Source organism: Bacteroidales bacterium (assembly GCA_014860575.1).
Taxonomy (GTDB): Bacteria; Bacteroidota; Bacteroidia; order Bacteroidales; family JAAYJT01; genus JAAYJT01.
Genome location: JACZJK010000035.1, coordinates 24,211 through 38,471, shown reverse-complemented (window position 1 = coordinate 38,471; position 14,261 = coordinate 24,211). Strand labels below are relative to the sequence as shown.

7 protein-coding genes are annotated in these 14,261 nt (G+C 45.7%); all 7 read right to left on the bottom strand.

The annotated features are described in order from the left end of the window. Nucleotides 1-33: 33 nt before the first annotated feature. From IH597_09520 to IH597_09490, 7 genes are read right to left on the bottom strand one after another with little or no spacing between them, the layout of a single operon-like run. Nucleotides 34-1,962: a DUF4157 domain-containing protein gene (locus IH597_09520; protein ID MBE0662695.1), complete on the bottom strand. Its 1,929-nt coding sequence runs from the start codon at nt 1,960-1,962 to the stop codon at nt 34-36. A gap of 10 nt (nt 1,963-1,972) precedes the next feature. Beyond that, nucleotides 1,973-3,253: a hypothetical protein gene (locus IH597_09515; protein ID MBE0662694.1), complete on the bottom strand. Its 1,281-nt coding sequence runs from the start codon at nt 3,251-3,253 to the stop codon at nt 1,973-1,975. A 4-nt stretch (nt 3,254-3,257) separates the two neighbouring features. Further along, nucleotides 3,258-7,337: a PKD domain-containing protein gene (locus IH597_09510; protein MBE0662693.1), complete on the bottom strand. Its 4,080-nt coding sequence runs from the start codon at nt 7,335-7,337 to the stop codon at nt 3,258-3,260. 23 nt (nt 7,338-7,360) lie between these two features. After that, nucleotides 7,361-10,222: a hypothetical protein gene (locus IH597_09505; protein ID MBE0662692.1), complete on the bottom strand. Its 2,862-nt coding sequence runs from the start codon at nt 10,220-10,222 to the stop codon at nt 7,361-7,363. Continuing rightward, nucleotides 10,194-13,508, bottom strand: a complete 3,315-nt coding sequence (locus tag IH597_09500) for a baseplate J/gp47 family protein (GenBank protein ID MBE0662691.1) — start codon at nt 13,506-13,508, stop codon at nt 10,194-10,196. Before IH597_09500 ends, IH597_09505 begins: the two co-directional genes overlap by 29 nt. A 2-nt stretch (nt 13,509-13,510) precedes the next feature. Further along, complete coding sequence (locus IH597_09495; protein ID MBE0662690.1) at nt 13,511-13,933, bottom strand: GPW/gp25 family protein; 423 nt, start codon at nt 13,931-13,933, stop codon at nt 13,511-13,513. Nucleotides 13,934-13,963: 30 nt separating this feature from the next. After that, nucleotides 13,964-14,254: a PAAR domain-containing protein gene (locus tag IH597_09490; protein MBE0662689.1), complete on the bottom strand. Its 291-nt coding sequence runs from the start codon at nt 14,252-14,254 to the stop codon at nt 13,964-13,966. Between the last annotated feature and the right edge of the window lie 7 nt (nt 14,255-14,261).

The window sequence follows — 14,261 nt, the reverse complement described above, 5'->3', positions numbered from 1 at the left end:
ATAAAGGGAGTTGGATTTCAAGCTCTGAAATCTTTATTTAGATTTAACTTCATTTACATAAACTTCATAATGGAAAATGTCAGATTTGGTTCCGCTGCCATGTTTCACTGGAATATTGTTTATTATGCGATAGTAGTCCTCCATGATATCGCCTTGCTGCTCGGGATTAAAGGCATCCATTCCCTTGCCGGCATTGGCAATTAAAGCGGGGACACCCCCATAATCATAAAAACCGGGCTTGCTGTTTCCGTGAAGGGCCCGTGGCATATACATGGCGCCCATCTTTTCATATTGCCAAATATGAGTGAGTTCGTGAATAAGGGTGGAGGGATCAATCTTGCCCCAACCGTTTATGGTATGAAAACTGACATACTCCCTGCCTGAAAACTTAGGACCTAACACGGCATACTCGTCAATACGGATCAGGTTGTAGTTGATACTGTTGCCAAAAACAGTTTTGGCCAGTTTTATTTCATCATCCGTCATGGCGCGGGTATTGAATTTGATAAAATCGGCTATAGTTTCATATAATTCACCAATTCCACCTACTTCCAATGCGTAAATCACGAGTTCTCCCAGCCATGCACCAAACTTCTTCCAGGTATCTGCCTTACCAAGCGATTTCCACCATTCAAGCGACCAGGGTTTAAGGCTTTTGACTCCGTTCCACAAATGAACAACAAGGCGCTTCAGTCTAGCTGGCAGAGACGTAATCCATCGTTTGGCGCGGTGATAAATGGCTTTGATCTTGTCCCACAATTGTCGCCCAACATACTTCAATCCGTTCCAGACCCATTTACCTGCTTTTTTAAGACCTTTCCAGATTTTAGATGCTACCTTTCTAATTCCTCTCCCTACTTTCGTGGCTCCTTTCCTGATCTTATCAAATAGCCATTTAGCGCCTCTTTTTATTTTGCCACCCAGCCATTTGGCGCCTTTGCTTATTTTTCTACCCAACCACTTGGCGCCTTTACCGATAGCTTTTACGCCTTTCTTTATTCCACCAAATACTTTTTTTGCACCTCCTTTAATTGCTCTGCCGACTTTTTTCAGACCCTTTTTTATTTTGCCAAAAATTCCCTGAACCTGTGGTGCAACCCTGCCTTTGCCTTGCTGCACAACATGGGTCAACTCATGAGCAAGGAGATGTTTCCCATTGGTACTTTCAGGATTAAACTTCCCGGAATTGAAAAACACATCATTTCCATGCGTAAAGGCCTGGGCGCCCAAGGCTTTATTCATTTGAACCGATTCTGGGCCAATGTGAACCTTCACATCACTGAGATCATAACCAATGGATTCAGACATTTCAGATTGAGTGGATGCCGGCAAAGAACTACCTTTTCCGGCAGCGTTGCTTATCTGCTGGCTCAAATCATCGCTCATACGGGATTTGCCTTTTTCTGACTTCATCTGCACTTCTTCTTCCTCCTCCTGCATCTGAAGATCATCCTCCTCTTCCTGCATTTGCAACTCTTCTTCTTCCTGCGGTTGCACGAGTTCTTCTTCCTCTTGCATCTGGATAGGTTCTTCCTCCTCTTCCTGCATCTGCAACTCTTCATCCTCTTCCTGCATCTGAACTGCTTCCTCTTCTTCCTCCTTCATCTGCACTTCATCTTCCTCCTCTTGCATCTGAAGATCTTCTTCCTCTTCCTGCAGTTGGAGTTCTTCTTCTTCCTGCATGTGAACACCATCCTCTTCATGCAATTGAGTGTCTTGTCCGTCGGATTTTCGGTTGATTGCCAGGCTATGGCCGTTCACAACTCTGTCGGCAACCCGGTTGGCTTGCTGCTCAAACTTATCGCCTGGCTGGCCTACTGTGAGCTTCGCCTGTATTCCATTGGCAATGAAAAATGAAGCCGGCGACCTCATCACAGCAGTTTCGCTCTCCCCTTCTTTTTTAAAGAATGGAGTTTTATCTGGCGATTCTATGGTATTTTGAGGTTTGGCCGTTTCTTTCATTTCAATAGAATTAATGGTTCCAATCCACAATTAAAATTTGATCCAGCCAGGGCAGTTTAATCATTCCATAACCCCAGGGCAGGGAACTCAGCAAAACATCGGTAGCATTTCCCTCAACAATAAGCCGGTGCTGAAAATCATTCAGTACAAGTTTTCCTTCTCTTTGCAGAAATCCTTCCCGCAAACCGTTAGACGAAGTTTTCTTTAGAGATTTCCAATGCCCAATGGCTGATGTGAGCAGTTTATCGCTTTCAGTTTTCATGGCCTTGCTCAGCTTGATACGGCGCGGAACAGGTTTTTCAAGATCCCAGCCACAGAGATATTTCTCAAACAAAAGCTCGTATTCCATGGGGTTTTCTTTGCCGTTGGCCAGGTAATGCAGCAAATGAATGGCAGTGATTTGGGCTTTTGTGTTAACAAATTTTTGATCGCTCAGCAATTTAAACTCCAAAAAGAAATATTCCAGGAAAGGATGAAGCAGCACCAACCCTGCATTTTGCACAAAGATTCCATCAACAGGAAATGGAGTAGCTGGTTCATCCTGGATCAATTCTTCTTGCTTTGCCTCATCTGAACTTGCTTTGTCTTTAGGTTCGCCAACATCTTTTTCTTTTTGCTGAACCTCCTTCATCAAATCAATGAGTTGATTTTTCAGGTTGGAACCTGAAGTTTGGTTCTCTTTTAGAAGTTTCCTTGCTTTACTTTTTTCTTCGGGTCTAGCATTCAATGCAGTAAGAACCAGGCTGACAGCAAACTCATTTGTGAACTGCAGCAACAAACGTTCAAGCGCAACCCCATTAGCAAACAGAAGCATTATCAGGCGCTTGCGGTAGGTTTGTTTTGCAAGCAGAGGGTTTTTCAATAACGCCGGCTCATCCGGGAAAGCATCTTCTCTGCTGCTCCACCAGGGTAAGTGACCGGTTTTTAGAAAATAAAGGAAGCGTTCAAAGTCCGATTCATCCTGTGTGAGCTTTGTTACAGGTTCATCATCTTCATGTGAACCATGCGGATCAACTATTTTTTCAATCTGTTCCTTGAATTTGTTTATTAATGCAGCGGTAAATTCTGCTTCAAAATCCTCCGAACGGATATCGGCAAGGTTCAAATCAAACTCATTAATCCTGAAAATCCGGTTACCGGTTTCAATGCTATGAAGATATTTATCAAGTAAGGGCAAAACATCATTTTTCAGGATGCGTATTGCATCCTCCTGCAACTGCCTTGCAGTTTGCTGATCGGGTGCCTCTAACTCCAGGTTCACACGATGAATTATATGCTTACTCTTACTCATTTAATTATGGAAACTTAAGAATAGCTTTAATGAACTTTGTGAGCGCAGATTTAAGCTTTGCATCCTGTGAAACAAAATTTTGAGAAAATTCTGTCACCTCATTTTCAAATAACTTCCTGTTATTCAATTCAGGATATTTACTCAGTAGCGTTCTGAAAGAAATATTGAATGCAGCCAGGTTCTCAAGGATTATATTAACCTGGTCTTCAGGAATACTTCGGCCACATCTTACAAGGTTCAACATAAGGATCATCAGCAGCCTGATGAATTCTTCCAATACCCTGGCCACAGCAGGACTATTCGCCGGAGGGTTAAATTCGTAGATCTGCCTTATGAGCTGATCCACATTTTGTATCACCGTCAATGTTCTTGCCGGAGTTGGTCTATGCGATAAAGCGGCTGCCCCATCAAATGCTTTTATAACGGCCGCATACATGGCATTTATAGTCCGGTTACTGGGTTTTGATATTGAGGTTTTAGTGGTTTCCAGCCCCAGGAATTTTTGCTTTTCTGTAATGAAACTTGCAACAATTTCCTGACAGTCCACTGTCGGCTCTTCACCCTGGAATGGGATAGTAACAGAATCAGTTGCAGTGCAGGGCCCGTTAGTCACGGTAAGCGTTACAGGAATTTCTCCATCAAACCCAGCCTTTTTGAAGTGCGCCTCGATTTCCAGTCCATCCATTGTTGAGCCATCACCAAATGTCCATTTGTATTCAAAATTGCCCTCCCCTTCCGGATTTGGCTGTGCTTTGAGAACGATCGTAATATCAGCCCGGTTTTCGGTAACAGCAGGTACGAGGATCTTTGCAACCGGATTGCTGAAAACGGTAACTGTTAAAGGCACATCCTGGCCGTTGACTGTGAATCCGATTGGCTTACCAAAATGATCAGCGGGTGCCAGCCGGGGAATGAATTGGTATTTCGAGCTACCCTCATCTTGCTTGACCATGTTAACGAGATCAGGGTCAGCAGTTGTAACCTCTCCATCTTCAGGTGTAACAATAAAAGGATATACGTTTCGGTCGTTGCTGCAAAACTCTGAAGTTTCTATTTCTAGTGATACGGGATCCGGATCTGGTTCCGGTTCCGGTTCTTTCTCTTTTTCTACAATAAAGGCCACTGGCGGGCATTCAGAGCAACATAGGTAAGGCAGGCTAAAATCGGCTACAACTATATCTTCAGGCGCTTGCGTAAGGTCTCTGCAAATAATGCGGCTTATGTCAGTAACCCTTGTGTTCAGTTCCTTAACAACCATTTCAGCATAGGCGCTGCTGCGTTGAATATTGTTGATCGTAAAGAAATTGTCGAGTTCTTCTTCCCTGTCAATCTTTTCATCGTTGTTAACAATGAACAGAGCAAACGATTCAACATCGCGATACTGGGGCTTTGTTTTCTCTGCAAGGTTTACGACTGCAATACCTTGCGCAAGTCCTGTAACTCTTGTAAAATCCCTGGAAGGCTGCTGCACACCGCCATCCCTTGTTGCGCCGGCATACACAATTACGAATGTTCCGCCACGGTGGGTTCCGGCTTTGTGTTCGAGGCCGGGATGACGGGTTATATATTTCGAAAACGAGAGGTAAGAAAGAATTTCTGTTTTGCGGCGCTCAATCTCACGCATGATCACTTCCAGTTTCTCATTGCTGCAGCAGATGCGTTCCATGCGATCAACCATGTTCAGGTAATTCGACTCGTATCCTCTTGCCACGTAATTTCCGGTTCGGAAATAGCGCTCCAACCGGGTTCGCATCACTTTCAGCCTGCTGCAAAAGCTCAGCGAGAAGTTGCGGTAATCAAGTATAAACTTTGGCGTTATTTCTCTTATTGAACCGGGAACAAAGCGTTGCACAAAGTTCAGATGTGCAAGGATCTGAACCGGATATTCAAAAAGAACATTGCGGTTGTTTTCGTCAAGCTTCAAAATATCAGGATCGGCAGCTGCAAAATTCCTGGTTTTTTCCACGAACTCATCCACAGTGCCCACAGGTTCTTCAAGCGCTTTCAGGACAAACTTTCCGAACGCATCGGGATGTAAATCAAGTGTTTCTTTTACCAGGCGCTCAGGTTTAAAAACGGGTTTGAGAAAGCGGTCACAGTCATCAACTTTCAGATCCAGCCTGCTGATCTCAGCTATTTTCTCTCTCATATTGCTTGCAAAGAGATCGCCTGAAGCAAGGATGGCTTCCCGTACACCGGACTTAATTTCTGTGGTTTCCCTTTTGGTAGGTGTTTTAATTTCCGTCGCCTCCTTTCGCTCAGCAGATTTCAATTCTGTCGCCAACATTCGCTCGGCAGCTTTAAGATCAACTGTAAGCTTTTCAATACCTCTCTTGGGGAACAGGTTTTTGATCAGATCGGTTTTGATGATCCAGGGTGGCTGATCCGGAGGCGGAATATAGCGCACCAAGTTCACATGCTGGAATTCAGGTTTGGCGCTGAAGCCGGAGAAAAAGTTGCTCCCTTCGCCCAGCAGGCAACTGATCTCTGTCTGGAAGGCACGAAGCATTACGTTAAGATCTTCGAAATGGCACTCAAAATCGTCGAGATTGATATCCGATAACCTTGCATCGCCCAGCCTGATGGCCACCACATCTACCGGCACGGCTTTGCTGCTTTTGATGCGATCCAAATCCCTGAGAACGGTTTTATAGTTTTTGCCAATATGACCCTCTATCCTGAAAAAATTAAATTCGTCAATGCTGTAATCCAGCGGGTTGAGTGATTCGTCGGGAACGGGAGGATTATATTTATCAGCATTGTAGGAAAGGTTGAGTTTTTCGTTGGCTTTGAGCGTCCGGTTGTGATTCCATTCTTTTGTCAGATCGGCCGGTTTTCCGTAATAAAAAGGAATTGCCCTGTCTTCAAGCGGCCTGTCGTAATCCTTTGAAGGCGTGATCCGGATAGCATCCATTTCTTTGGGTTCGAAATTCATGATCATCAGTTGCAGGCGCTTGAACATGCCTATAACATTGTTCTGCTGGTTGCGGGACACTGCCGGTGAAGGATAAAACTGGTGACGGTATTTTGGTGGTTGCGAACCATACTCAATATTGGGTTCGCCAAGCATGATGTGTTTTGGAAAGGCGTAAATATTCGGGCAGCACTCAAATGCCACATGGTAGATCATGTCCCTGAGTTCGTTGTAGGCCACAAGCACATCTTTGTAAAAATCATAGGTATATTGCGCATGCAGGGGATTCGACGCCTTGTTCAGGTTTTCGGAAAGCCGCTTCATTAATTGATCAATGTTCAGGCCTTCGCTTTTATCAATCATGAATTTGAAAGCCTGATAAAGATCGCCGATGGCTTTGGTAATGTTTCCGCTGCCATCTTTCGCTGCTTTGAAATACGCGCTGGCCAGCGTAATACTGTTTATTGTGTTGTTTTGGTTCAGGATCACGCGTTTGGGACGGAGCACCGGGAAAGTGAAATAGCTTTCGTAAGCCTCATGATATTTCAGGTAAATGTCGTCGCCAATGGTTTCGTCAGGATCACGCTGTATCACTTTGTCGAGATCGCTTTTTGAAAGCACCAGCAAACGGGGTTTTGCTACCTGGCGCTGACCGAGGTTATCGCAATTGGTCGGGGTGCAGTTTTCGGGATCTTTAAGGTAATATTCAAGGTATAAAATGGCAACCCAGTTAGAAATCTCGCTGTCAAGGTCCTTTATACCGTGAACCTGCGCCGAGGTGATCTTGTCTTTGTCCTCATCGGTGAGCAACTGATAAAGTTTCACAACTTTCTCTTTTCCACCTTCCTTGTAATAGAACGGATCATATTTGCCGGCATCAGGCATGGTATATTCCGCAAAATGCTTGTAGTTGGTAAGTTCCATCTTCAGCAGGTCGCCATCGGTGGTGATGGCTGCACCGGCGCTCAATGTAACCTGTGTGGAAGTGCGCTGCAAATGCAGGCCGCAAACGATGCCGGTTCCGATCAGGCAAGTGCGGGTTAACCTATGCTGATCCTCAAAGAAAACAATGATTTCATTCAGTTGCACTTCAGTGAGCACCTGGTCTTTGACAAACCTGCTGTATTCGAGGTTTATTTTTTCAAGTTGGAGTTTTTGCTTGGTTGCCATATCGTGTATTTTTTATTTGCTGTTTATGCCGGTTGATCCGGTTCTGAACCCTGCTCGAGCGAACCCAGGGTTGACCTGCCCAGGATCACAGGGTTGCGCTCAGGGGTTTCGTCGTCGCAATCACTCAGGCGGCCCTGCTCGTAAACGGTGAAAATTTCTTCCAATACTTCAATGAGTTTGACCAGCGTTTCGTCTGAAGCTTGTTTTAAAGGATCTTTGGATTTCGTTCTTTCTGTGAGCCAATCATTGTAAGCTCCCTCGAATTTGTCCATATGTTCCTCGTCCACAAAACAGATGCGGGGCAGCACATGGGCCGGTGTTTCCATGCGTATGAGCCTTTCGGCAAACTGCCTGAAATTTTTGTTGCGCAGGCGCATGCTGTAGCCCGGCAACACCACGGTAATCCTGAACGAATACGGATCAAGCGGACGGCAATAATTGCCATTGGATTCGATGCAAAGTGGCAGGAAAAGATTGTATTTTGTTTTCGGCGTGGTGAAATCGGGTCGTAGTAAAAGATGCTCCACCACATACATTCCTTCCAGTTTAAAATCATTGAGTAAATAATCAATGATACTGCTGATTGCCTTTTCAGCCAGTGAAAACTTACCGGATTCAGCTTCACCTTCCAGCACGTTGTACTTTGTCGGATGGGTCGCAATGGCATCGCCCGGAACACCGGTTGTGCCGGAAGTAGTGTGAAGCGTAAAAGTCACTTTTTTCTTGTTTGCCGAAAGCACCATCTGGTAATATTCGCGTTCGCAGCCCAGCAGGCTTGCCAGCCCCATTTCCTCAAAAGCATCTGTGCGGGTCAGAATAGCTTTATTCACACTTTCAAAAACCTTGTTGCCGTTCATCTGAATGCTCCAGGCATACACAGGAACTTCTTTCGGAGAGCCATTCACTGGCAATGTAACCGTGCCGCTTTGCTCAACCTTGTAAGCCAGGTTCGCAAGGAGTTTCCTTTTGTAATTGTTGAACCCAAGCAGGCGGGAAATTCGTTTTTCCATGCCCGGAACGTTCACTTCCTGCATTTCAGCAGGTAGCGGATTATAATAATCGAAACCGCTGCCACGGCTCGTGCTCATATTGTTGTAATCCTTGAGAAAATCAGTTTTGTGGCGGATGACAGCTCGGTCAGAATCACCGGAATACAAGCGGTGCATGAGAAACACATATTCATTGAAATGCTCGGCGAAGCGGGCAAGCAGATGATCGAGAAATGTATTGCGGCGTTGTACGAAATTGTCCAGCCCATTTGATTTCAGCAGCATCTGAACTTCGTCCTGCCATTTTTTAGGGGTCGTAAAAATTTCTGAAGCACCTTTTAGCCCATTCACCACATTGGCAAAATAGCTTTGTTTGATGTCGCTTTTCGCTGAAAGCATTGCACCAACATTTGAGAGTTGTGCAAAATAATTGGCCAGCGCCTGCTCAAAGAACAGCAGGTAAGCTTTCAGTTGTTTTGCCCTGGATTTGCGGGCAGCACCGGCACTTTCAGGCAAGCCGGTCTGGCCTGTGCCGTAGGTTTCAGGAAAATGGTTCTGGAAAGTCTGGTAATTTGCAATGTCGCGGAATTTTCCTTCTGGCATAGGAAGGTCTTCCGTGAGTTTTGCCTGCATGCTTGTGTTGCGTTCAATACGTAAATCATCAAGTTTGCTGAATGCCTGTTCGGTTCGCAGCATTATGGGCATCACATCTTTCCACATGTTCAGCACCGAACTGCTTTTGCAGAAAACCGGCTTGTGGCCGGGGGCAATGCACAGATTCCATTTGTTGCCGGCAACTGCTTTGCGAACCTTGGTCATGTCCGCTTCATCACAAGCACAGAGGCCGAAGGCAATTTCCTTTACCACTTTCACCCCTTCGGTTTGCATGATGATGCGGATGATATCGCTCAGGCGAACTTCCATGCGCAACTCGCTGTTTACTAAATCTTCTTCGCAGATAAATCCTTTTTTATAAAACGGATTGCCTGCGGTGCGGTAAGGGTAATCATCATCGAAACTGAAAGCAGGGCCAATGAAAATCTCATCGGCTTGCTTGCCGTCTTCCAGCATTTCCTGCAGGTTATAGAACGGAACATCGGGCGAAAGGTACTGATCAATATTAAAGACAATCTGCGCCCAAACCTGCTCGGGGTCTGCGTTGGGCTGGATATCAACATCGCCGCAAATCACAACGCCCTGTTGCAGAACTTCTTCAATGGTGTCAATATCTTCGCAGAGGTTGCGGTAACGCTGGTAAACTTCGAGCACCCGATTGGTAATTTCCTTCTTTTTCTTTGCCATCAGTGTTTCCTGAACCGACTGCGATTTTTTCTTTTCTTCGGAATCAAGCAGTGCTGAATCATCAAAATCGAGCAAAACATTGTTTAATCCCTGCAGCCTGAATTCATGCGCTTTTTTGTGGTCAACCACTTCGCCGGGCTTTTTGTAGTGCGATTCTACAATGCCTTCCTGGGTCAGGTCATTGAACTTTGCCACCACATGGCGCTCAGAAGGTAAGATCCATGCATTTCTTATCCCTTCAATTCTGACGAATAATTGCCTGTAATCATTGGCGCTGATCGGGTTTGACGGTAGCGCCCTGATGGCCGACAGGAACTGCCTGTGCATGTTTGCCATGTTGTCTTTTTCACTGGAGACTAGGTCTTCCACTGGAAAAGCAGTGCGGTAACCAAGATCGGTAATGGCATAGCAAAGCATTTCCAGCATGGTAACGCCGGGATCGTGGATGTTGTAATCGGTCCAGAGCTTGTGTGAAAGCTGTTCGATATATTTCAGCCCTTCTGCACGCAGGAATGCATAATCGCGTCCGTATTCAGCGCTGATCTCCTTGGGTATGGCGTTTATCTCATTCATTGCAACTAAGGTCGTTATCAATTAAATTTATTTGGTGTTCTATCGCCGAAACCAAAATGGCCCGCGCACTGGAGGCGCTGATGAAGTTGAGGTCGGAGGTGTTTGTGTCCACTTCGCCTTTGCGGTGGTACATTCTCACCTGCGAAACAAAATCAACATAAGGCCGCTCTTCTATGAACCCGATCACCACGCTTTTGTAAATGCTTCCACCGAAACTGATATCCGAAAAATCACCGAAAGCCCAGGGGGAAAGATACCTGACAATATCCTCGTTCAAAATTTTCAGGTAGGCATTGGGGTCAAATTGATTGTAGAATTTTACCCTGAAATCAAGGAAGAGGGTTTCATAATCAGGGTTATCAGCATCAAACTTCACATGCAGTGAATTCAGCGGAGCGATGTAATCTTCAATTTCACGCAACAGGTTCTGACTGGCACGGGGCTGCAACGGATCGAAACTGTCCTGGTTACGAATGTCCGGAATCACAATCAGTGAAACAAAGCCGGGATTGATCTCGAAATAATCGGGTGTGCCGTACTCTTTGTTGATTGAAGTATGGTTCAGGCATTTGACTTTATAAACTTTTGGAAATTCCTGAAGCACAAGGCGCTCATAATCCCAGATGTTCACCGCGCGGTTTTTATGGCGCAAACGCTCACTCACCCGCTGATAAAACATCACATCCTCCTCGATGGCTGCCCCGCCAAATGTGGCGTAAGGCTGGTTCACACCTTTTACCAGCGGTGGTTTGGCTATGAATTTTTTAATGGTTTCCGCAGGAACTGAGGCCGCGAGATGGGAAAGTTCATTGTCGCGATCACTGAAATTAGCTTCAATTGCCTGGGCATGAATGCCGGCAATCCTGCAAACCGAGGTATGCTTCAATCCGGCAGGCAATTGTGCTTTGATCCAGTGAAAACCGGAATCGAGCAGGGTGTTGCTGGAATTGGCGCCGGCTGGTAACTGTATCCGGACGATACCGGCTCGCAGCAAATTGGTGGTACTGTTTTTCGAAATATAATTATCATTCAATGGCTGCCACTCATTGTTTACCAATGCGAACCATTCCACCGCCTGGTTTCCGGTAAAGGTGGGAGCCAGCGGATCTTCACTACCTTCAACAGCCTGGATCAGCAAACTGATCATATCAGATGCATTGGCTTTCTCCAAACCAATGTAAAATTCACCTTCCGGGGCATAATTTGGTAGCAATTGAATGTTGCGCTTCGCGTTCGGATCGAGAAAAGCGCATTGCTCTTTCAGGAACACATGCTGCTCGCTTTGCCCGAAAGTCTGCTCATGAAACAACTGAACGCTGCGATCCTTGAAATTCCGGAACTTGTTATCGGGCGTGGCACTTGAACCGAAAGCAAATTTGTTGGTAGCGCTGGCCTTATAATCAACCGTGAAGGAACTTATCTGCGGAGTGTAAGGATCGTTCGGAATATTAGCAGTTTCCTCATTGGCAATTTTGATCATTGCCTGGGTCATCAGGTTCACAAAATATTCGTGCAGAAAACTTTTATCGAGGGTGAGCCTGAGATAGTCAGCTTTAATGGCCTGGCCAAAAGCCGCAATTGCTGTCATAGGTGTAGAAAATCCGGGATTGAATTTTGCGATCTCAAATTTGGTTGAAATCGGTTTGGTAGTTTTCTTCAACTTGAACGGAGAAACCAGGGTCTGTTTTGCGAGGTAATTCTTCAACACAGCCTTGTTTATATCCACCCCTTTCTTAATCAGCAAAGGAGAAGCTAATGTTGCAATTTTGAATCCAGAATCTGAGGCATCTCTTTCAATAATGAGTTCATCAAAAAGCCCTTTTGAGAATGCGCTTGCTCCTTCCGGGAACCACTTGTTATCTTTTAAATACCGGGCCTTGAAAGTAAAATAATCATCGCCGGTAACCGTGATGCCGGCATCGGTATAGGCTGAATAATACGCTTGCAGATTGGGAGGCTTGTTTTTCCAGGCAACGTTCAGTTTGATGTGCTCCCAGTTTTTTTGAAAAATTTCGGCGCTGCCTATGTAAAAGTTTGAGCCTGCCCTGGGCTGGGTTCCAAATGGATAGAAAGGTTTGGAGCCGTCAAGCTTACCCTGATCATTTTCGAGGTTGATGTCTTTAATGCCGCTGACTTCCACTGTAATTGCTGCTTCGGTGACGATTGCTTTTTCGAGGGCAGCATAAACAGCGTACCCCTCTTCAGTGCCGGTATTGATCAGCACCCTCAGCACTGGTAAATCAGTATTGAAACTTTCTTCATGAATTTCCGGATCGTAGGGAACGATTGCTTTTTCGGCAGCATCAATCTGCATAGTTAAACTGAGTTTACCGGCCCTGGAGCCTGGAACACTGCCCACTTCGAAATCAGTTGCCTGAATCCAGTCTTTTTCACCGCTGAGCAAAACGAGAAATTGCGATTGCAGTTTTTCCTTGTCAGGAAAATCAGACGGAATTGAATCCGCTGCAAAACTGAGTTCCACCGTGATCTTGCGCGTGCCTTCCTTCAAAAGCAAAATCTTTGATGCCAATGCGAACCCCAGGCTTGCAGCCGGCCAGGTTTCGTTGCCGAATGCTTGCCAGTTCGGATGTTCATCCGTGAATTCTGTGCCGAGGCCATCAAGGGAATTTGTTTGCTCAGCGTAACGGATACTTTCGCCTTGCCGGTGGAAAACGCTTTTCAGCATGGCAACACTTGCCTGATTCACCACAAGTTCTTCATCAGTGGCATAATAAAGTGGTTTGCCATTTTTATCCTTACCGCCTTCCAATTGCGTATCATTTGCCAAAATGGCCTGACCGGCATTCTTGGCCAGTTCAAAAATCAGGTGCACACGGTCGGGAACGGCAGGTTTGAGACTAAGTTGCAGAACTTCTTTGTAATAAAAATCAAGATGGCGTTTGCTGAGGCCGTTGATCTGTTCCTGCTGGAATTTCAGCAGTTTCAGGAAACTCAGGAACAGCGCAAGGTGTGGTTCGTAATTGCCTTGTGGTTCGCGCCTGAGGATTTTTTCACGTTCAGTTTCTGAAAGCCAGGTTTCATTTTCAACGAGAGCTGCATCTTTCAGGAATGACTCAATTTCTTCTTCCGATTTCAGGAATGCCTGCCAGTTGCCATCGGGTTTCTGATCGTCATTGACATTGAAATATTTGAGTTTTGCGGAAAAATGGTAAGCAAAACGCATCCAGTCGCGCAGATCGAATTCATGGATTTTAACAAAAGACGGCTCAAGCGCTTCCAGAAACCGCTGATGCTGGCTGGTGCCATCATGCTGTAAGGGATGTTTCGTATTGCAGTTCAGTGCCATCTTTATCGGTTAACAGGTAAATTCGACCCTTCAAGTTTGTAGAACGGATATACAAAGTTGAACCGGGAGTTCGTGGTTCGAACCGTGTAATCAATTTTTATGAGCAACACGCCTTCCAACTCTCGCGAGGTGTCAATTTCAACTTCGCCAAGATCAATCCTTGGTTCGAAATACAGAATTGCGTTTTCCACCAGATCCTTCAGATAGGTGAGCAAAGTCAGGTTCATAGCTTCGAACACCATTTCATCGAGGTTGCAGCCGTAATTGGGTTGCATGATGCGCTCGCCCAATCGGGTTGAGAGCAGTATGTCGAGGCTGCTTTCAATGTCCTTTTCCTCTTCCAGCATGCCCACCCCTTTCGATGCTTTATCGAAGGTTGGCGGGAAGCCCCAGCCACGTCCCAGGAATGAATTTTCAGCGCTCATTATATTTTACTTATTCATTGATTTTCAATTTTATCCACCTATGATCACCGTTGGGCAACCAGCAACGATCATTCCTCCATGAGCAGTAGCATCACCCATCCGTGCAGCCGGCAAACCGCCAATGAGAACTGTTGCCGAACCCTGGATGATCACATCCGTGGGTCCAACACAAACACACTGATCACTTACCCTTGCAGCAGGAATTCCACAAATTAGAACCGTTGGTGCCCCTGGTGGCAATATAGGTCCGCCCACATGGGGTACAGTTCCTGTAACCATCGGACAGACATGCATATCGGTGACTCTTGCTGCAAATGCCATAATTCTT